Annotated in this window: 19 protein-coding genes; 2 read left to right on the plus strand and 17 right to left on the minus strand. The window is 59.8% G+C overall.

Annotation, left to right across the window (positions count from 1 at the left end; genetic code table 11):
• Positions 1 to 94: 94 nt before the first annotated feature.
• From Q0601_RS07470 to Q0601_RS07520, 11 genes are all read right to left on the minus strand, one after another.
• The gene (locus Q0601_RS07470; RefSeq protein ID WP_305288741.1) at positions 95 to 883 is read right to left on the minus strand and encodes an ATP-binding cassette domain-containing protein; all 789 of its coding nucleotides are present in this window, start codon (positions 881 to 883) and stop codon (positions 95 to 97) included.
• Positions 880 to 1,884, minus strand: coding sequence for an ABC transporter ATP-binding protein (locus Q0601_RS07475; protein WP_305288743.1), 1,005 nt, complete (start codon positions 1,882 to 1,884; stop codon positions 880 to 882). Before Q0601_RS07475 ends, Q0601_RS07470 begins: the two co-directional genes overlap by 4 nt.
• On the minus strand, positions 1,881 to 3,437 hold the full coding sequence (locus Q0601_RS07480) for a gamma-glutamyltransferase family protein (RefSeq protein ID WP_305288745.1): 1,557 nt from the start codon (positions 3,435 to 3,437) through the stop codon (positions 1,881 to 1,883). The genes Q0601_RS07475 and Q0601_RS07480 overlap by 4 nt, the downstream gene beginning before the upstream one ends.
• Entirely contained in the window at positions 3,434 to 4,315 is an 882-nt protein-coding gene (locus Q0601_RS07485; RefSeq protein ID WP_305288747.1) for a polysaccharide deacetylase family protein, read from the minus strand. The genes Q0601_RS07480 and Q0601_RS07485 overlap by 4 nt, the downstream gene beginning before the upstream one ends.
• Positions 4,315 to 5,115, minus strand: a complete 801-nt coding sequence (locus tag Q0601_RS07490; RefSeq protein ID WP_305288749.1) for an SDR family NAD(P)-dependent oxidoreductase — start codon at positions 5,113 to 5,115, stop codon at positions 4,315 to 4,317. The genes Q0601_RS07485 and Q0601_RS07490 overlap by 1 nt, the downstream gene beginning before the upstream one ends.
• Before the next feature lie 24 nt (positions 5,116 to 5,139).
• The gene (locus Q0601_RS07495) at positions 5,140 to 5,982 is read right to left on the minus strand and encodes an ABC transporter permease (RefSeq protein ID WP_305288751.1); all 843 of its coding nucleotides are present in this window, start codon (positions 5,980 to 5,982) and stop codon (positions 5,140 to 5,142) included.
• Entirely contained in the window at positions 5,979 to 6,905 is a 927-nt protein-coding gene (locus Q0601_RS07500) for an ABC transporter permease (RefSeq protein WP_305288753.1), read from the minus strand. The genes Q0601_RS07495 and Q0601_RS07500 overlap by 4 nt, the downstream gene beginning before the upstream one ends.
• 40 nt (positions 6,906 to 6,945) lie before the next feature.
• Positions 6,946 to 8,454: an ABC transporter substrate-binding protein gene (locus Q0601_RS07505; RefSeq protein WP_305288754.1), complete on the minus strand. Its 1,509-nt coding sequence runs from the start codon at positions 8,452 to 8,454 to the stop codon at positions 6,946 to 6,948.
• The gene (locus Q0601_RS07510) at positions 8,451 to 9,254 is read right to left on the minus strand and encodes a GntR family transcriptional regulator (protein ID WP_305288755.1); all 804 of its coding nucleotides are present in this window, start codon (positions 9,252 to 9,254) and stop codon (positions 8,451 to 8,453) included. Before Q0601_RS07510 ends, Q0601_RS07505 begins: the two co-directional genes overlap by 4 nt.
• Before the next feature lie 329 nt (positions 9,255 to 9,583).
• Entirely contained in the window at positions 9,584 to 11,176 is a 1,593-nt protein-coding gene (locus Q0601_RS07515; RefSeq protein WP_305288756.1) for a DHA2 family efflux MFS transporter permease subunit, read from the minus strand.
• A gap of 3 nt (positions 11,177 to 11,179) precedes the next feature.
• Positions 11,180 to 12,403: an HlyD family secretion protein gene (locus tag Q0601_RS07520; RefSeq protein WP_305288757.1), complete on the minus strand. Its 1,224-nt coding sequence runs from the start codon at positions 12,401 to 12,403 to the stop codon at positions 11,180 to 11,182.
• Positions 12,404 to 12,689: 286 nt separating this feature from the next.
• On the opposite strand from Q0601_RS07520, the gene Q0601_RS07525 reads away from it, so the two are divergent.
• Positions 12,690 to 13,361: a TetR/AcrR family transcriptional regulator gene (locus tag Q0601_RS07525; RefSeq protein ID WP_305288758.1), complete on the plus strand. Its 672-nt coding sequence runs from the start codon at positions 12,690 to 12,692 to the stop codon at positions 13,359 to 13,361.
• 171 nt (positions 13,362 to 13,532) lie between these two features.
• Here Q0601_RS07525 and Q0601_RS07530 read toward each other — a convergent pair whose 3' ends face one another.
• From Q0601_RS07530 to Q0601_RS07555, 6 genes are all read right to left on the minus strand, one after another.
• Positions 13,533 to 14,426, minus strand: a complete 894-nt coding sequence (locus Q0601_RS07530; RefSeq protein ID WP_305288759.1) for a DMT family transporter — start codon at positions 14,424 to 14,426, stop codon at positions 13,533 to 13,535.
• Positions 14,427 to 14,979: 553 nt separating this feature from the next.
• Positions 14,980 to 15,717 carry an amino acid ABC transporter ATP-binding protein gene (locus Q0601_RS07535; protein WP_305288760.1) on the minus strand — a complete coding sequence of 246 codons (738 nt, stop codon included), beginning with the start codon at positions 15,715 to 15,717 and terminating at the stop codon, positions 14,980 to 14,982.
• Positions 15,714 to 16,046, minus strand: coding sequence for an ABC transporter permease subunit (locus tag Q0601_RS07540; RefSeq protein WP_305288761.1), 333 nt, complete (start codon positions 16,044 to 16,046; stop codon positions 15,714 to 15,716). The genes Q0601_RS07535 and Q0601_RS07540 overlap by 4 nt, the downstream gene beginning before the upstream one ends.
• A 613-nt stretch (positions 16,047 to 16,659) precedes the next feature.
• Positions 16,660 to 17,109, minus strand: coding sequence for a hypothetical protein (locus Q0601_RS07545; RefSeq protein ID WP_305288762.1), 450 nt, complete (start codon positions 17,107 to 17,109; stop codon positions 16,660 to 16,662).
• A 302-nt stretch (positions 17,110 to 17,411) separates the two neighbouring features.
• The gene (locus Q0601_RS07550; RefSeq protein ID WP_305288763.1) at positions 17,412 to 18,065 is read right to left on the minus strand and encodes a DUF6862 domain-containing protein; all 654 of its coding nucleotides are present in this window, start codon (positions 18,063 to 18,065) and stop codon (positions 17,412 to 17,414) included.
• Positions 18,066 to 18,286: 221 nt separating this feature from the next.
• The gene (locus Q0601_RS07555; RefSeq protein ID WP_305288764.1) at positions 18,287 to 18,694 is read right to left on the minus strand and encodes a hypothetical protein; all 408 of its coding nucleotides are present in this window, start codon (positions 18,692 to 18,694) and stop codon (positions 18,287 to 18,289) included.
• 107 nt (positions 18,695 to 18,801) lie between these two features.
• Between Q0601_RS07555 and Q0601_RS07560 the strand changes: the two genes are divergently transcribed.
• On the plus strand, positions 18,802 to 19,105 hold a 304-nt coding region (locus Q0601_RS07560; RefSeq protein ID WP_305288765.1), incomplete at its 3' end, for a hypothetical protein.

The following is a 19,105-nucleotide window of genomic DNA, read 5'->3' on the forward strand; positions in this document are numbered from 1 at the left end:
ATCGCGCAGGCTCTCCGACATTGGGAAGCGAGGAAGATCGGAAAACAGCCGGGGAAACGTCAGAAATTTGTGGGTTCGATTCTGAAAAATGATGTCACAGCCTTGGCACGGCGGCCAGCAATTGCCGTGTATATTCGTGCCGGGGCGTGCTGAAAATGTCATCGGTCGGGCCCTGCTCCACCACTTTTCCGGCCCGCATCACCAGAATGTCATCCGCAATATGCCGCACGACGGACAAGTCATGAGAGATGAAGATGTAAGCCAGACCAAGCTCGGATTGCAGATCCAGGAACAGGTTCAGGATCTGGGACTGGATCGAGACATCCAGCGCGGATACCGCCTCGTCACAGATGACGGCCTGCGGATCCAGTGCGAGGGCGCGGGCGATGACGATGCGCTGTTTCTGCCCGCCCGAGAATTCACGCGGAAGCTTGCCCCCGGCCGAACGCGGCAACCCCACCAGATCCAGAAGCTTCTGCACCCGGATACGACGATCGCGCGCGGTGCCGACGCCGTGGATCTGCAACGGCTCTGCAATGCTGTCGGCAGCCGACATGCGCGGGTTCAGTGCCGAGACCGGGTCCTGAAACACGATCTGCAACCGGCGCATCGTCGCCATTCGTTCGGATCGCGACATCCGGGCGCGGTCGTGGCCGTCAATCAGGATCTGCCCCTCGGTCGGTTCCTGCATGCCCATCACCGCATAGCCGGTGGTGGACTTTCCGCTGCCCGATTCACCCACGATCGCCACGGTCTTGCCCGGCATCAGGTCGAAGCTGACACCGTCCACCGCGCGCACATGATCGGTCACCCGGCCCATGATTCCGCTGCGGATCGGAAAATGCACCTTGAGTTCGTGGACCGAGACGATGGGAGTGCTCATGTCAGCTCCGTTGCGACGCGGTCATGATGCCAGCAGGCTGTCTCGTGGCTGACGCCGACCGAAGCCAGAGGCGGCGCCTTTGCGCGGCAATGATCGGTCGCCAGCGGACAGCGGGGATGAAAGCGGCAGCCGCTGGGCCAGTCCCGGATATCGGGAACCGCCCCGGCGATGGCGGGCAGCGCCTGCTTGCGCGGCCCATCAAGGCGCGGGATCGTGCGCAACAACATCGCAGTGTAGGGATGTCCTGGCCGGGCGAACACCTGCGCCACACTGCCGGTTTCTACGATGCGGCCGGCATACATGACCGCTACCCGGTTCGCGCTTTCCGATACCACGCCCATATCGTGAGTGATCAGCAATACGGCGCTGCCGGTTTCCCTGCGCAGATCGGCCATCAGCTCAAGGATCTGCTTCTGGATCGTCACATCCAGCGCGGTGGTGGGTTCGTCCGCGATCAGCAGGATCGGCTGGCGGATCATCGCCATGGCGATCATGACACGCTGACACATGCCGCCCGACAACTGGAACGGATATTGGCGGGCGCGTATCTCGGGGCGGTCGATGCCGACCCGGGTCAGCATGTCCAGAACGCGCGTCCTGACCTCTGTCGATGTCAGCGTATCGTTTCGCGAGAGCGCCTCGGCGATCTGGCGACCGACCGGCATCAGCGGATCAAGGGACGCCACCGGCTCCTGAAAGATCATGGCCAGGCGGTTTCCGCGCAGACGATTCATCTGCCGCTCGGAAAGCTGGTCGATCCGCTCGCCCTGCAGGCTGATCTGGCCGCCAGACAGATGCGCCGCGTCAGGCAGCAGGCGGATCAGGCCAAGCGCGGTCATGCTTTTGCCACAACCGGATTCGCCGACAAGAGCCAGCGTCTCGCCCGCCGCGATGGATAACGAGGTGCCGTCCACCACCGGGTTGCCGCCGATCTCGATGCGCAGATCGGTGCAAGACAGCACGGGGGTCTGGGCTTGCGTTTCCCGGGGCACCGACATCATGGCGCATCCATATCGGCGGCAACGGCGGCCGACCACGGGTGGTTGGGGTGGACCATGCCCTGAAGGCGGCCGTCGGGACGACGCTCGACCGCGCTTGGGACCGCGAACTGAACGGGGTAGAGCACGTCATCCACCACCTCGACATCGTGGTTGCGCGCGATAAGGCCGGCAGATTGCTCGGGTGCGCGGCGATCAATGCGAATGCGTGGCTCGGACGCGTCCAGCCGGGGATGCGACAGGGCCCGCCCCAGATCCATGCCGTGCCGCATGCGAAAGGCCAGAAGCTGCGCCAGCGCCGGCATGATCTGGCGACCACCTGCAGCGCCGATGGCCAGCAATCCACCCTCTGCCGTTTCGGCCAGAACAGGACACATATTGGCCAAGGGCTGCGCACCCGGCGCCAGAGCATTCGGCGTGCCGGGCCGCGGATCGAACCACATCATGCCGTTGTTAAGCAGCATCCCGGTACGCGCAGAGGTCACCTTTGACCCGAAACGTGACAGCAGCGTGTTGGTCAGCGATACGGCGTTGCCCTGTGCGTCGATCACTGACAAATGCGTTGTGCAGCCCGGATCGATAGCGCCCTTCGCGTGCCCCATCTGCGTCAATCGCCGGGCATAAGCGCTGCGGATCGCATCGGCAAAGGCTGCGTAATCCGCCGCTTGCGGTTCAGACCCCGCCGCTTCCTCCAATTGCGCCAGAACATCCAGCAGCGCCGGGCCACCCGACAGACCGGGCATCGCCAATACCGTGCCACCGGCCCAGGCCCGCCGCAGAGGCGTACCCCATCGCGGACGATACGACGCCAGATCCTCGGCCGTCATGCTGCCGCCCAGCGCTTGCATGTCGGCGATCAGGTCCCGGGCGATCTGGCCCTCGTAGAAATCCTGCGGCCCTGCTTGCGCAAGGCGGCGCAGGGTCGCGGCCTTTTCGGTCAGTGGCAGGCGGCGCGGGCCGCGCCCCTCGCCAAGTGAGGGCGCATGACCGTCGGGCATGAAGATCCGGGTCGACATTGCATCGGTCAGCAAATTCCCCGCATCGATGGCCAGGCAAAGCGCCGTGAACCAATCCACGGCCAGCCCCTTGTCGGCCTCGGCGATGGCAGGCGCCAGGGCATCGGCCCAAGAGATTGTGCCATGGGACTGCAGGGCTTCGGCCAGTCCTGCGACGGCACCCGGTACGCAGATCGAATGCACCCCGATCAGATTCTTCTGCCCCTGTACCTGCGGCCAACTGAACCAGTCGTCGTCATGGCCGGGGACCAGCGGATAGTCTTCGGGGCGCAGCGAGCGCGGCGAGATCATCGAGAAATCCAGGCTGCGGGCCGAACCGTCCTGCCCGTCGCGCCAGATCAGAAAACCACCGCCGCCGATCCCGCTAAGCCAGGGTTCCACCACGGACAGGACCAGCGCTGTGGTGACCGCCGCGTCCATCGCATTTCCGCCGCGCGCCAGCACATCGGCGCCCGCCCGCGCGGCGACCTGATGCTGGGCCGCAACCATGCCGCCACGGCCCTCGGCCATGACCTTGCCGGGTTCCCAGGTCGAGGTCATGCGCCCGCCTCCCGATCCAGACGTGCCGCCAAAGTATCCAGCCCGGTTTCCACGACAAACCGCCCGGCATTTGCGGTCAGGTGCCACTCTGCGATCCGGGAGGCGGTGGCGAACCAGACATCGTCCTGCGCCGCGATATGGGTCAGCACGCGTTCCAGCATCGCGACCCGCTGTGCCCGACCCGAGACCCAGGGATGCACGGTGATCGTGAACAACTGGCAGAAATCGCGCCCGGCCTCGAATTCGTCGCGCCATCCGGCCTCGACTGCCCGGGCGGGTTCGGGCGGCCAGCGATCTGCACCGCCGCCCTGAAATTTGAAATAGATCGCGTCGTCGATCTGCCATTGCACCGGCACCTGCACAAGGCCGCCGATCTCGTAGGGATGGTCATAGCCCATCAGCGAACTGTCATAGCGCAGCCCGCGACTCTTCAGGGCAGCGATCATTGCGGGCGTCATCTCCCACGCGGGCGAGCGGAATCCGCAGGGAACCATGCCGGTCTGTGCCTTGAAAACCTCCAGCGACCGGTCCAGCGCGGCCTGGAACTGATCATCCGTTATCTCGGCCACCAATTCGTGCAGGTGACCATGCAGCCCGATTTCATGGCCGCGTTCGCATAGGGCGGGCAGCAGTTCGGGGTGAAGTTCGGCCACGACCGAGGGGACGTAGAAGCTGCCTTTGATCCCCACCCTGTCAAGCATGTCCAGAATGCGCCAGATCCCCTCGCGCGGGCCGAAGCGGCGTTGTTCCAACTGACCCAGATGCGGCGGCAGGCCAGCGCGATGGGTCCAGAGATAGGGCGCCTCGGCATCGACATCGACGCTGAAGCAGGCTGCCGACCGTTTGCCCTCGGGCCAGATATAACGCGGACGATCCATCACAATGCCCTTTTCTTGTCCTGATGCACAAGGATTGTGCCTGCGGATCCGCCGCCATCGACCGACAGCGTCGCCCCGGTGATATAAGAAGCCGCGTCCGAGGCCAGGAACATCACTGCCGCCGGTGCATCCTCATAGCGCGAGGCGCGGCCCAGCGGGATTGCGCCGGTGACTGCGTTCACATGCGCCTGCGGCAGCGGGCTGCTGGTGCTGCCGGGGGCAAAGCCCGGCTCGACCGCGTTGCAGCGGATGCCGTATTCCGCCAGTTCCACCGCAAAGCCCTTGGTCAGGCGGTCCAACGCCGTCTTGGAAATCGAATAGGGCGCTGCCGTCGTGCGCATCTTGCGCGACGCACCCGAAGAGATCATCACGATATTGCCCTGCACCTGTTGCCGCACCATCTGCGTGGCGATCCCCCGCGTCAGAAGGAATGGCGCGCGCAGGTTGATGTCGAAGATGCGATCCCATTCGCCGGCATCCACATCCAGCAGGAACCCGCTTGGATAAACGGCCGCGTTATTGATCAGGATATCAGCGGCGCCCCATTCGCGGCCCACCATCGCGACAAGATCGTCGATCGAGGCGGCGTCGGTCAGTTCCGTCACATGTGACAGCACGGGGCGCGACAGGCTGGCCGCGACATCGGCCATTGTGACCTGATCGCGGTCGGACAGCAAAAGCGTCGCCCCGGCGGCATCGAACGCTTCGGCGATCCAGCGGCCGAAAATGCCCGCTGCCCCGGTCACGATAACGCGCTTGCCTGTGAAATCGGCGCCGGGCAAAGGCAAGGGTCGGGTCATGGGACGGGTCCTTTCAAGGGTGGCTTAGCGTCGGCCTTCGACGACATCGCGGACGTGATCGCCCAGGACATTGACCGACAGGATCAGAAGAAACAGGAACAGGCCCGGGAAAACGGCGATCCACCAGGCAGTAGTGACGTAATTGCGCCCCGTCGACAGAATTGCGCCCCAACTGGGCGTGGGGGGCTGCACGCCAAGGCCCAGGAAGGACAGGCCCGCCTCGAACAGGACCATCAGGCCGAATTCCAGCGTGACGACGACCATGATCGGGCCGATGATATTGGGCAGGATATGGCGCAACAGCACACGGGGCGTCGACGCGCCCATGAAGCGCGACAGACGCACATAAGGCAAGTTCATCAGGCCAAGCGTCTGCCCATAGGCGACGCGCGCGTAGCGCGGCCAACGGGTGAATGCCAGCACGGCGATGACGTTGATAAAGCCCGGCCCCAGGATCGCGACGGTGATGATCGCCAGCAGAATCGCGGGCACCGACAGGACGATATCGACCAGACGCATGATGATCGTGCCGATCCACCCGCCCAGCCAGGCGGCGATCATGCCCAGCGCGGTGCCGATCGTTCCACTGACCAGCACCGACAGCGCCGCCACCGTCAAAGAGACCCGCGCGCCATAGATCAGCCGCGACAGCAGATCGCGGCCCAACTCGTCCGAGCCCAGCAGATAGGTGATGTCGCGCAGCTCTGTCCCCGGCGGCCTTTGCCGGCCGAGCAGGTTCTGCGCCTCGGGATTCTGCGGCGCGATCAGCGGCGCCAGCAGCGCGGCAAGCACCAGCACGGCAAGAATGGCGACAAAGATCCACAGCCGGGGCGGCAGCCAGCGGCGCAGGCGCGAGGAGCCGGTCACGTCCGCCCCTCCAGCCGGATGCGGGGATCGACCGCGCTGTACAGCAGGTCGGCCGCGAGGTTGAGAAGGATCGACACGAAAGCCCCAAGCAATACGATGGCCTGTACGATCGGAAAATCACGCGCGGCGATGGACTGGATGGTCAATTGACCAAGGCCGGGCCAGGCGAAAACTGTCTCTACGATGACCGCGCCGGACAGAAGGTTCGCGATTTCCAGCGCGGCGATCGAGATCACCGGGATCGCGCTATTGCGCAGTGCGTGGCGGCGCACCGCCTGCCCAAGCGACAGCCCCTTGGCGCGGGCGGCGCGGATATAGGGCTTGGAAAGCTCGTCCAGAACGGCAGTGCGGGTCACGCGGGCAAAGGTCGCCATGCTTAGCAGGGAAAGGCAGAACGCCGGCAGGATGACACTCTCTGCCGCGCGCGCGCCGGATGTGGGAAGCCAGCCCAGAGTGACGGCGAATAGCAGGATCAGGATGACCCCGCTCCAGAACGTCGGCAGGCTTTGCCCCGCGAGCACGAAGCCCATCCCCAGCTTGCTGAGCGGATGGTTGCGCCGCATCGCCATGAAGACGCCAAGCGGCGCCCCGATGCCAAGTGCCAGCAGCAATGCGACCCCTGCCAGCCAGATTGTATAGGGCAGGCGAGACTTGATGATCTCGGCGACCGGCACTTGCTGGACAACGGATTGACCCAGGTCAAGGCGCGCCAGATCGGTCATGTAATCCGCGAACTGCACCAGCATGGGCCGATCAAATCCCAGATTGCTGCGCAAGGCGTCGATCGCCTGCTGGCTTGCGCCCTCTGACACCAGCAACAGGACCGGGTCGCCCGAAAGGCGTTGCAGGAAGAAGATCAACGCCATGACCCCGAGGATCGAGACCACGGCCTGTAGCAGACGCCGAACAAGAAATCTGCTCATGCGGCGCCCTTTGCGTTACCGGGGTGCCCGGCGCCTTCGGTCATTCCGACCAGCCCATCCGGTTCAGGAACAGGCTTTCGTTCGGCGTCGGCGTCCATTCCAGATTGTCCGAAGCACCATAGATGATAGCGGCCTGATAAAGCGGCACCTGCGGGACCTCTTCGGCGATCCATTCATGAATCTGGCCATACAGCTCTTGCCGCCGGTCGGGATCCATCTCGGACCTTGCGCTTTCCAGCAAATTGTCCAGATCGTCATCATGGACCCGCGACCAGGAAGAACTGGAATGCAGCAGTGGATACAGCACCCCATCGGCATCCTGGCAGGCGCAGGACCAGCGGCCAAAGCCAAGATCGGGCGCCTGCTCGGGCGGGCTTTGCGATTTTTGCAAGTAGGTCGCCATATCGGTCATTTCGATATTCACCGTCAGCCCCACCTCGCCCAGCATCTGTTGCAGAGCCTGAACAATCCGCTGGTCGAAGACCGGTGATGTGGCAAAGCTGAACGGACGCGTGGCGGGCTCGCCCACTTCGGCAATAAGGGCGCGTGCCGCATCAGGGTCATAGGGCACGCCCTCCAGCCCTTCGATCCAGCCGACATGGGCGGGGGTCAGCATCTGGCCGACGGGATTGTCAAAGCCGCCAAGAAGTCCCTCGACCAGCAATTCGCGATCAATGGCGTGGGCGATAGCCTTGCGCAGGCGCGGATCGTCCAGCCCCGGCTTGTTCCGGTTGACGTTGAGATAGGCGACGCGTTCGGTTAGCGCGGATACCGGGCTGACCCCGTCGGCCGCCTCGAGCTGCGCGGCCAGATCCGGGTCCATCCCCACCACAAGATCGGACGCCCCCGATGTCAGGTTGGCCACACGGGTAGAGGCGTCCGGCACGGCGCGGAACACCGCTGCGGGGAAGGCTCCGGCGTCTCCCCAGTAATCGTCGTTACGGACCAGACTGACCTCGACCCCGCGCTGCCAGCTGTCGAATTTATAGGGACCGGAACCGACCGGGGCCAGATTGAAAGCCTCGCGGCCCATCTCTTCCACGATGGCCTTGGGAACGATGGACAGCTTGACCAGTTGCGCGAACAAGGCTGGATAGCCGGTCGCGGTAGTCAGTTTGACCCGCCCATCCTCCAGCACCTCGGCATTGGTGATGCTTTCGAACTGCGACAGCTGCGGCGATCCGAATTCCGGATCGGTGATGCGCTTTACCGAATAGACCACATCCTCGGCCGTCAGAGGGCTGCCATCGTGAAAGGTGACGTCATCGCGGATGGTGAAAACCGTTTCAGTGTCGGAGACCTGTTCCCATTCCGTGGCGATCTGGGGGATGATCTCGCCTTCGTCGTCCCGTGTCAGAAGGTTGTCGAAGATGTTGCGGTAAACATAATAACTGTCGGGGTTCCATTGCAGATGGGGATCAAGCGATGTGGGTTCATCGACAAGGTCGATCACAAGGCGCTCGGCATCCGCCAGGGCTGCCAACGGGCCGGCAAGGGTTGTCGTTGCGGCGAACAGGGCCGCAAACAACGTCCTGGTAACAAGTCTCATGCCGAATCTCCTTTTGCGGAACGGGTTCTGGTTGGTTTGCCAGATCGAACTGCGGCAGCCGAGGCCGTGCCGCGACGTAAAGGCTGCCCGGATGTCTGCGCAGTTCCCAAAGCGGTAGCACTGCGGCTGAGCGCACGGGTAACCCGCAGGTCGAACGCATGGCGCATTTGCTCCAGGATCTGCAGCGCCGGGGGGCCATCGCCATCCGCAAGCGCGATGGCAAGCTCGGCCAGCGGCAAGGGATCACGCGAAATGCCGAAAACCTGATCCATATGCCGATCTGCACGCAGACAAAGATCCCAGGTGTCAATTAACCAGCCGCGCATGCGTGGTGCCGCGATCACCTGAGCCACCAACAGCATCAATGCGCGTTCCTGATGCAACAGGGCCTGCTGGTTGGGAGCCTGCGCCTGACGCGTCGAGGTCCGGTAAATCGTGGCGCGCAACCTTAACTCGTCGCTCAGGCCAGAAGGTGGCGCGTGCTGAAGCAGGGCAGGCTCAAGACAGGCCCGCGATGCGATAAGATCGCCCAAATGCGCCGCTGAAATCGGCAGGATCGTCGAGCCGCGCCGCCCGTCGGGTGCAATCCAGCCCGCTGCGGACAGCCGTATGACCGCGGCACGAACAGTCGCTAGCCCATAGGCGAACCGCGTGCTCAGCTCTGCTTCGGACACGATCGAGCCCGGCGGCAGCTGACAGTCGATAATCGCGGCTTGCAACGTGGCATGCGCCGCTTCGGACAGGCTGTCGCGCCGCCGAGGCGCCGACGTTACGGCAAAGGGTGATTGCTTATCATACATGTTTTGATACTGGCAGAGGATTTCAACATGTCAACTCTGTAGTATTAACATTTCAATTTTGCCCGGTCAGAATTCACGAATGCCTGAAAGATCAGAAATGCACGGGTCAGAATGCCGCGATACCGGGCACCCGAGTACATTTATTCGACTCGCTGAGCCTTGGACCTCGCCCGTTCGGAATGCGAAACGCGGATGCCTGTGCCGTTCACGCGGGAACGGATCGCCGCGTCAGCCGGGCAATTTCAAAATAGCCGTCGCAGGGGCGAGCGGCGCAAGACCGGATGCACGGCCCCGCCGGACATATGCGTTGTTTCGGAAAACCGGTTTCGTCAATGTCCGCCGCCTCCGCCTCCTGGCGCGGGCTTCTGGACAAAAAGCAACAGTAGCGCCAGCCCGGTGAAGAGTAATGTCAGGACCACGAAGATATCGGCAAGGGACATAACCATCGCCTCGCGCCTTGCGAGATTGGTCAATGTCGAGAGCGCGGCGGCCGAGGCCCCGCCGCCAAGGCTTGAATAGGCATCCCCAAGCATGACCATTGTCTGCTGCGCCGCCTCGTTCGAGCCGTTCACGCTTTCAGCGATGCGCGCATAATGGAAATCTTCGCGATTGCCAAGCACCGTATTGATGATTGCAAGGCCCACCGCACCGCCGAGATTGCGCGTCAGGTTGAACAGGCCCGAAGCATTCTTCACCTTGTCGGGCGGCAGCATCCCCAGCGCGATATTCGACACCGGCACCATGCAGAGCATCAGGGAAATGCCGCGCAATATCTGGGGCAGGAATATCTCCCAATAGTCCCAGTCCGCGGTGATCCGGGTCATCATCCAGCAACTGAAAGAAAAAATGGCGAAACCAACCCCCATCATGAGCCGAGGATCGACTGTTTGCGACAGTCTTCCGGCGACAGGTGCGGTCAGGAACATCGCAAGGCCGGTGACCATCATCGTCTCGCCGATCTGCAACGCGTTGTACTCGCGTATCCCGGAAAGATATACAGGGAAGATATAGACCAGCCCGTAAAGCCCGATCCCGAGACCGAACGAAAACAGCGAACCCATAGCAAAATTTCGGTCAGCGAATGCGTCGAGCCGGACGATGGGTTCTTTTGCCGTGAAGGCGCGCCAGAAAAACAGGAAACCGCCTGTCAGCGTCACCGCCGTCATCATCACGATTGTTTCGTCTGCGAACCAATCGTCGCCCGAACCTTCTTCCAGCACATATTCCAGCGCCCCCAGAAACAGGGCGAGGCCCAGAAATCCCCACCAGTCGAAGCGGTGAAAAAGGCTTAGGTCGGGTTCGTCGAAATCGATCAGAAGAAAGGCTGCGACAGTGACAATGATACCCGGGATCACATTAATGAAAAACAGCCAGTGCCAGCTGAGATACTCGGTCAGATATCCGCCCAATGTCGGGCCAATGGTTGGCGCAAGGGTCGCGACCAGGCCGATCAGCGGCGTGACGATATGCATTTTCGAGCGCGGGAAGATCGTGAAGGCACTGGCGAAGACGATCGGGATCATCGCCCCGCCGATAAAGCCCTGCAATGCGCGCCACAGGATCATCTCGCCGATCGAGCCCGACAGCCCGCACATCAGGCTCATCAGCGTGAAGCCGCCCGAGGATATAAAAAATACCCACCGGGTTGAAAGCATCCGTGAAAGATAGCCTGAAAGCGGGATCATGATGACCTCGGCGATCAGATAGGCGGTCTGGACCCACGGAATTTCATCGCCCGATGCGGAAAGACCCGCCTGAATCTCTGACAGCGAAGCCGAGACGATCTGAATATCCAGAATCGCCATGAACATGCCCAGCACCATCAGCAGGAAAGTCACAAGCCGGCGCAGATCGATACGATCCTCGTCCGGGACGGGGACGGCCGCCGGTGCGGGCGGTGTATCGGTGGTTCCAGCGGTCATGGATCAGCCGCCATGCTGCGCGACCGTCACCCCGGACTTGTCGATTGCACTTATCTCCGGGCTGTCCGGCATGTCGCCTTTTCCCGGACTGTCGGGGTTCGGCACAGGCAGCAGTGGTTCATCCCGGCCGGTACGGGTATCGATTTCGGCGATGACGGACATGCCCGGACGCAGCGGCAGGCGCGCGCGGTCCTGCGCATCGATCACGATCCGTACCGGAACGCGCTGCACGACCTTGGTGAAATTGCCGGTCGCATTGGAAGAAGGCAGCAGGCTGAAGACCTGCCCGGTGCCGGCGGACAGGCTTTGCACCGTACCATGCAGGGTTTCTCCCGGCCAGGCATCGACTTGCAGAGATACCTCTGCCCCGGGGCGTATGCCCGCGATCTGGGTTTCCTTGAAATTCGCCTCGGCATAAATTTCGCCAACGGGGACCAATGTGCCGATACGGCTGCCGGCGGTGACATAGGAACCGGGCTCGATCTCGCGCGCGGTCAGGATGCCGGTGAACGGCGCGCGGATCTCGGTAAAGCTCAGATCGCGCCTGGCCTGCCTTACGCCGGTTTCCGCTGCCTTGATGTCAAGCTCTGCCCCATCATATCTGGCCTTGAGGACGACAAGCTCGGCCTTTGCCTGGGCCAGTGCGGCCTTGGCGCTTTGCACCTGAGCCGCCGCGGATTTTGCCGTGGCCTCGGCGGCATCGGTCGTGGCCTGAGTGCCCGCCCTGGTGGTTTGCAGCTCTTGCGCGCGCCGATATGCTTTCTGCGCGCCATCATTGGTTGCCCGCGCCGCTGTCAGGGCCGCCTGCGCCTGTTCGACAGCCGCATGACCCGAATCGATCTGCGCCCCGAGCTGCACCGCCGCACTTTTCGCAGAGGATAGGCCGTTCTCCGCATTCTCCAGTGCAAGCCGGTAATCATCGGGGTCAATCCGCGCGATCACCTGATCTTTCTGGACCGGGGCGTTCGGCGCGACCATGACCTCGGAAATATAGCCGGTTTCCCGGGCTTGCAGGATGATCAGGCTGGCCTGCAGATAAGCGTCGTCCGTTTCCTCGTGAAAGCGGCCGAAACTGAACCAGTGCCAGCCCTCATATCCGATCACGGCCAATGCCATGACCGCCAATATCGCAAGGATGCGTTTCGCCTTGCCGGATTTGGGCCGAGGGGCCTGCGCAGCATTTTGCGACGCGTCATCCGGAACTTCATCGTCCGTGGTTGAAGCCATTAGATAGTTCTCTCTGCCCGGATTTTGTCTGGATGGCCGTTGGTACTGCCGGATATCCGTGGGAATGGGATGAGTAATGCGGAAATATTAATATTGACCGAACGGTTCGGTCAATGCCAATCTGATGATCTTGTATTTACGCGCAAGGGTGAGGTCCGATCATCGGACATATATGCTGCTTTCTGGCCGGATGCGTTGATCGCATTCCGGATACTGAGGTAGGAGGGAACCAGAAGCGGTGCACTACCTTTCGTCGCAATGCCATAATCCGGGGCCGAAGACTGTCGTGAGTGAAAAAACCAGCAATACGGACGTTTCTTTGCCGGCCGATAATGCCGCGGGAGAAGACGAGGACAATCCGAAGCAGCAGCAAATCCTTGATGGAGCGCGCAAGATGTTCCTGAGCAAGGGTTTCGAAGGTACGTCGATGCAGGATGTCGCCCGCGCGGCAAAGGTCTCGAAGGGCACGCTTTACGTATATTTCGACAACAAGGAATCCATGTTCAATGCTCTGGTCCTGAAGGAATGCGGCAGGATGCACGAGACGGTACGCCGGATCGGTGTCGGGGTCGGCCCTGTCGAGGAAGAGCTGTGCCTGATCGCGCGGCGGATGATCGAGGCGCTGCTGGAGCGCGAGGTTCTGGCTGCGATGCGTATGATGATCGGTGCGGCTGAAACATTCCCCGATCTTGCGCGCAATATCTATGCGGCAGGACCGATGCGGACGATTCTGCTTCTTGGGGAATATTTCGAACTGCGCTGTTCCCAGGGGGATCTGCTGATCGATGATTGCAAAGAGGCCGGCGCGGAATTCGTCGACCTGCTGCTGGCGGGTCTGCAACGCCGGGCTCTGTTGATGGTTCCGCCATTTACGGATGCGGAAATCGACGCCCTGGTCAAGCGGCGTGTCTCGCGCTTTCTGGCCGCCTACGCCCCCCCTGATACCGGGAAAGAGTGATCCGCCGGCTGTATTGTCCTTGATCGTCCGGGTTGGGAAAATGGGCTGGGAAATACGCCCCCCCGCCGCTGCCTGATGGGGGCAGAGGCGAAGGTGATCCCGTTCTTCGCCAGCGATCCGGACAATGCGGAAGACCGTCGGAAGCATACGGACAGGCAATGACATGCCCGTTCATCCCTGCTTTCGACCCGGCAGCGTCATGGCGATAACGCCGGCCACAACACAGGCCAGCCCGATCCATACCGTTGATGAAAGCGTTTCCCCAAGGAAAAGGACGCCAATCGTAACGCCGATCGGCACACGGAGATAGGCTTGTGCCGTCGTTCCGACAGAGCCAAGCGTCTGCACGAGCCGGAAATAGATCACGAAAGCCAGCGCCGTGGAAAAGACCGAAAGCGCAAGGAGTGCCAGCACGGAATTGGCGCTGGGAACCAAGATCCATGGTCGGTCTACAATGAGACTGATCGGGGTGAGGATCGCCGCGCCGCAGATCAGCGAGCCAGCGGCCGGCATCGTCGGATCAAGGCCCCTGAAGTTTTTGCCAAAGATCGCCGCACCGGCATAGCAGATCGTGGCGGCGCCAATGGCCAGTTGCGCCCGCAACTCATGCCCGACGCCGCCAAGCGCTTCGACGCCGACGATCAGGCATATTCCCACCAGACCCGCGATAACGCCGAACAGCTTGCGGTTTGTGACGGCCTCGTGGCGCGTGACCATTGCAGTCAACAGAAACGCAAAGATTGGTGAGGTGGAATTGAGGATCGTCGCAAGGCCCGCACCGGTCGTTTGTTCCGCCCATGCGATCAAGGTGAAAGGCACTACACTGTTGAGACAGGCCTGAAACAAGAAGCGCACCCAAACCTGCCTGTTGGTGGGCAGTCTCAGCCCACGCAGATGGAGGATGGCGACAAGAATGGCCCCGGCAATGAGAGTTCTGGCCGCAATCAGCGTCACCGGAGGAATGGTTTCAACGCCAATCTTGATGAAGGTATAGGATGCTCCCCATAGCGTCGAAAGGCCCAGAAGCAACGCCAATTCCGCTGCCATGTTCGCTTTGCGGTCCATCGGATTACCGTTTTGTTGATGCCAGGTTGCTTTCTTGCCTAACGGGAAACGGGATCCGGATGTTTCGGCACCGATCGAACTATCATCCACTGACGGGCTTGCGTTCGGCTGCCAGGCTCCGGGCATGTCGAATGTCGCATCAGGTAATACGATAGCCGGGGTTGCAAACCTTATCGGGGATGCCGCGCGCGCCATCGCTGTCGCGGAGAGCCTAAATTTTGCGACGGACCTGGATTTTCCAACCGGGTCTCCGGTACTGATTTTCCATGGGAATTTCGGTCGCGAAGGTCAGTCGCGACAGTCTGACTTGCGTAACAGATTTTCACGATTGGAAGGCCGCTTCCATCTCCCGGCGCCCGAAAGCTGCCAGTCGGTTTCTTCTTCCTCCCGCCGGATCGGAAGAAATTCTTACTCGTGAGATGCGACGAATACGGCCGGAAGTCGCAATCCCACACGCATCTCTTAACGGCATCCATGTTTTGGCAGCAAACAAGCAAGCTGGCCCAGGCTCGTCATGCCGCCATTCCTTACCCATCAGCTCATGACATGAATTTCAATGACGAACCAATTTCGACAGGAAACGGCGGCTCCGCTCATCCCGGGGCGCATCGAAGAACTGTGCCGGCGGTGCGGTTTCGACGATTTCACCGGCTTCCATGTAGACGACACGATCGGCGACTTGCCGGGCAAATCCCATTTCATGGGTCACCACGACCATGGTCATGCCCCCGGCTGCGAGTTCGACCATGACATCCAGAACTTCACGGATCATTTCGGGGTCGAGCGCCGAAGTCGGTTCGTCAAACAACATGATCCGCGGTTCCATGCAGAGCGCACGGGCGATTGCAACACGTTGCTGCTGCCCGCCGGAAAGCTGACCCGGAAACTTCGCGGCCTGATCCAGAATCTTCACCCGTTCCAGATAGCGGCGGGCGCGATCTTCTGCATCACCACGCGCAATGCGTCGCGAAAGGATTTGCGGCAGGGCGCAATTCTCAAGCACGGTCAAATGCGGAAACAGGTTGAAGTGCTGAAAGACCATGCCGGCTTCACGCCGAACGGCATCAAGATTCTTCACACTATCGCCAAGTTCGATACCGCTTACGCGTATCTCGCCGCTATCATGCGTCTCCAGCCGGTTAAGACATCGGATCAATGTCGATTTGCCCGAACCCGATGGCCCGCAAACCACGACCCTCTCCCCCGGGTCAACGCGGAACCCGATATCCTTCAGCGCGTGATAGTCGCCATAAAACTTGTTCATTCCCTTGACTTCAATGGCGGCACTCATGATCGGTTCCTCGTATTAATGCCCGCTTCCAGATAACGGGAGTAAAGGGTGATGCCGTAGCAGATCACGAAATAGATCGCCGCGACGAAAAGGTAGGCCTCTTTTGAAGGTGCGGGCCATGCCGGGTCGGATGCAGCGCCGCGCGCGGCGCTAAGCATGTCGAACACGCCGACGATCAGGACCAGCGACGTGTTCTTGACCATGACGATCGCCGTGTTGGTCAATGGCGGGATCACCTCCTGAATGGCCTGAGGCAGAATGATGTGCCAGACCGCCTTCCAGTAAGGGATGCCAAGTGCCTGCGCAGCCTCTGCCTGTCCCTTGGGCATGCCCTGCAAGCCCCGTCAAGAAGGCGCGGATACGCAACCTCGCATCTACGCTATATGCCAAAATTATACGCAAGAATTTTAACGATCTTACGATCAGGTTCAGAAAATTCGTTTGTTTTTTTGGAGGTTAGAATATGCAGTATCTCCTTTCCAGAAAATGGATTACTGTCAAATAGTAACATGACATAGGAAGCATCTTCAGAAATAAGATACTTTTTACTCAGCTCATCTAAAGCCCTTCGAATTTCGTCATTTGACGGGTACAGCGCACTACTCATATCAATCTCCGAGGATATCAACGTTGTCGTATTGAAGTGGGGTATCCGGATCGGTGATATATTGACGTGCTCCACCTGTCCCATATTCCGGATATGCTGAAGTATAAGGCTCCGGAGTGGTCGTGGTATTTCCATGGGAGGTTGGTGTCTGTAGACGCCATGAGCCTGTATTAGGATCATAAAGCTGGATTGTGTCCAACTTACCTCTCACAGTCGGGTTCGACCATTCTGGAGCGATCGCTAATCAATACCCTTTATTGATTTATCAACGTGAAAAATGGGAATCCATGCAAACAAAAATCTAAAGAAGGATACAACATCGACCAATCCGTGATTCAGATGGGATCAAGCGGCCAACCAAAACGGAAGGTAGGGTCTACTTTCGAAAAGTTAATTTCATCAATATCTACATACCGAACGCCATCAACTCTGACATGCCCATCAATACCATACTTGCCCTTCAATGCTTCACTGTGGGGTTTCTCAATGTGCTTTAAAAGAAAAAGTTTCGTATCGTGGCTGTAATTAGGATTATCATTTACGCTCGCAACAATATCCTCAATGACCTTAACAGCCCTATTAAACTGACCAAGACTTAGTCGAACATTGACCAATTCCAGTGCCCAGTAAGGTGGAAGCGAGCCTTTGTATCTCGAAGAGATTTTTTTGAGTGAATATAGAGCTGCTTTAAAGTCTTGTTTCTCAACTGCCTGATAGTATTTCCGCTGCCAGTAAGCATAGATAGGCGCTTTAATTTTCTCCAGTTGAAATTTTAGGTTCGTCATTTCCACTAGTCCAGATCGAAGTCAAAACCATCAGTTACTTGCACTGTATCACCTAACCCACGGGCAATCCACTCCCGCAGATTTCGTGGCTTACTCGGATCAGTGCTGAAAACGCGTTCGGGGACACCGACATCAGTATTCAGTTGACCAACACTTGCAATTTCTCCGGCAGCGTCCTTGGTCACATACACTTGCTGACCGTTGATTGTGACAACTGTACCTTGGTTAGGGCCAGTGACTTGAAGGCGTGTCAGGTCCGACTGTGAAATGTTCAGATCGGGTAATCTATTTGTGTTTCCATTTTACCTACTACCTAGCCTCTCGGGCACCACCGGCCGGACTCCTCCGATACCGACGATACCCCGCGCCGGGGTTCCGCCGATAGCCGGACCGAAGACGATCGTGCCGACCGCAACCGGGCCGCGCAAAACCTGGTCGATCTGTTCCGGTGTGCCTGTCAGCAGGGTCCGGGAGGCGTCGGACTGGTAGAGCTCCGCGAGGTCGTCCAGCCCTTCGCGATAGGTGAGATCGTTTGGATCACTCAGACGGGCGAGGTTGACGAACACCATATGGCGGTCCAGCAGAGAGAGGCCGTCCAGATCGCTTTGCCCCAAGGTCGCCGCCTCATAGTAATCCGCCGCCGCCAGCGTCAGATCACGCCGTGATGACACACATTCCGCGCTGTAAACGCCGACGCAGGACTCCAGCAACTCACCACGCTCGCCCGACAATTCCTGCAACTCTTCGACCCGTGCGCAGGACTGGTCGCGGCCCCCACTGCATTCGGCGAGAAGTTGTTCGAACTCCTCCCGTTCGGCATGGGTCATGTAGTTGTATTCAAGCTGGCTGCTCTGGATGCCCAGATTGGTGCCGTACTGGCCGACATCTCCGCCCGAGGTAAGCGCGGCGAGGATCGGATTGACGTAATGCTTCATCGCCTCGCTGGTGGCGAGCATGTCTCCGTGCGCGAACGCAATGTCGGAAGACGCGACATTTTCGCTGTCGAATGGAGGGGCTCGGATTGCGAAGGCGACGCTGTGTGTCCGGCCCCCTTGCTGCTGCACCACAACTGGATAGCTGACCTGAAACCAATCTCCTTGCGTAGCAAATGCTGCAGACAATCCGAATACTGCTACGAGTAGCATGAAAAATGCTCGGATCAGGCAGCGTATCAGCATCATGGCGCGACTATCTTTTCGATCCCGCGTGCCGTAATGTGCCAGAAAAGATCGCGATCAAAATAAATATAGTGGCGATGTTTTTTAAACGTTGTACCTGCCACAAAGTTGTCACCAACTCTATTGAGATATGACGACCCTTTTATTTCATATAAGCCCCAGCCAGCTACATTTGGATCTTTTAGGTATGGATAGATTTCTTCGCTAAGTAATACCTCATCAAAACACATAGCGGTTGAAATCCAATCAAACACAACCAATATGTCGTGCTTGTCTTGATACGAAAACCTAAGACGCATATCTCCAACAAATTCTGGTCGATCAGGTTTCGCCATACCTAATTGAATAGGCTCGATACTTTCATATGACTCCGCATCTTGCCTCAGAACTGAAAGTTTAGAGATCATCTGTCATACCTTATTGCAGCACCATCCACATAAATAGTTGGGGGGCCGGTTACACTCTGATTGAGGCCACCACTACTTTGGGGATTGAATATGATATTTTCACCGTTTTGACCAATACCTCTCAGACGACCATTGCCAATGTCTATTGGCTCACCAATGATGGTTTTTTCAAAGTCTGCTCTCGCCTGATCGATACCGCCATCAGCTTGATATTGCGGTTTGCGACCGCCAGCTGCGGGGCCATCTGGATGCAGGCGAACTCCAGTGATGCCACCAACGTCACCGGGGTCAATTCCGCCCGTTGCGGGGACCGGGGGGCCACCCCGGGGGCGGCAGGCCCCCCGCGCGCCGCCGGCGCGCGTGAAGCCGGCGGCGCATTACTGGGTTCCGCCCCGATGGCGGGCCAGGGCA

Origin of the sequence: Paracoccus wurundjeri (genome assembly GCF_030678915.1) — a bacterium.
Taxonomy (GTDB): Bacteria; Pseudomonadota; Alphaproteobacteria; order Rhodobacterales; family Rhodobacteraceae; genus Paracoccus; species Paracoccus onubensis_A.

Coding starts and splice junctions, on each gene's coding strand:
- Q0601_RS07520 (WP_305288757.1), bottom strand. CDS start 12,403: ATGGCTTCAACCACGGACGATGAAGTTCCGGATGACGCGTCGCAAAAT.
- Q0601_RS07540 (WP_305288761.1), bottom strand. CDS start 16,046: ATGCCCAAGGGACAGGCAGAGGCTGCGCAGGCACTTGGCATCCCTTAC.
- Q0601_RS07545 (WP_305288762.1), bottom strand. CDS start 17,109: ATGACGAACCTAAAATTTCAACTGGAGAAAATTAAAGCGCCTATCTAT.
- Q0601_RS07475 (WP_305288743.1), bottom strand. CDS start 1,884: ATGATGTCGGTGCCCCGGGAAACGCAAGCCCAGACCCCCGTGCTGTCT.
- Q0601_RS07535 (WP_305288760.1), bottom strand. CDS start 15,717: ATGAGTGCCGCCATTGAAGTCAAGGGAATGAACAAGTTTTATGGCGAC.
- Q0601_RS07515 (WP_305288756.1), bottom strand. CDS start 11,176: ATGACCGCTGGAACCACCGATACACCGCCCGCACCGGCGGCCGTCCCC.
- Q0601_RS07480 (WP_305288745.1), bottom strand. CDS start 3,437: ATGACCTCGACCTGGGAACCCGGCAAGGTCATGGCCGAGGGCCGTGGC.
- Q0601_RS07550 (WP_305288763.1), bottom strand. CDS start 18,065: ATGCTCGCCACCAGCGAGGCGATGAAGCATTACGTCAATCCGATCCTC.
- Q0601_RS07470 (WP_305288741.1), bottom strand. CDS start 883: ATGAGCACTCCCATCGTCTCGGTCCACGAACTCAAGGTGCATTTTCCG.
- Q0601_RS07510 (WP_305288755.1), bottom strand. CDS start 9,254: ATGTATGATAAGCAATCACCCTTTGCCGTAACGTCGGCGCCTCGGCGG.
- Q0601_RS07500 (WP_305288753.1), bottom strand. CDS start 6,905: ATGAGCAGATTTCTTGTTCGGCGTCTGCTACAGGCCGTGGTCTCGATC.
- Q0601_RS07485 (WP_305288747.1), bottom strand. CDS start 4,315: ATGGATCGTCCGCGTTATATCTGGCCCGAGGGCAAACGGTCGGCAGCC.
- Q0601_RS07490 (WP_305288749.1), bottom strand. CDS start 5,115: ATGACCCGACCCTTGCCTTTGCCCGGCGCCGATTTCACAGGCAAGCGC.
- Q0601_RS07505 (WP_305288754.1), bottom strand. CDS start 8,454: ATGAGACTTGTTACCAGGACGTTGTTTGCGGCCCTGTTCGCCGCAACG.
- Q0601_RS07555 (WP_305288764.1), bottom strand. CDS start 18,694: ATGATCTCTAAACTTTCAGTTCTGAGGCAAGATGCGGAGTCATATGAA.
- Q0601_RS07530 (WP_305288759.1), bottom strand. CDS start 14,426: ATGGACCGCAAAGCGAACATGGCAGCGGAATTGGCGTTGCTTCTGGGC.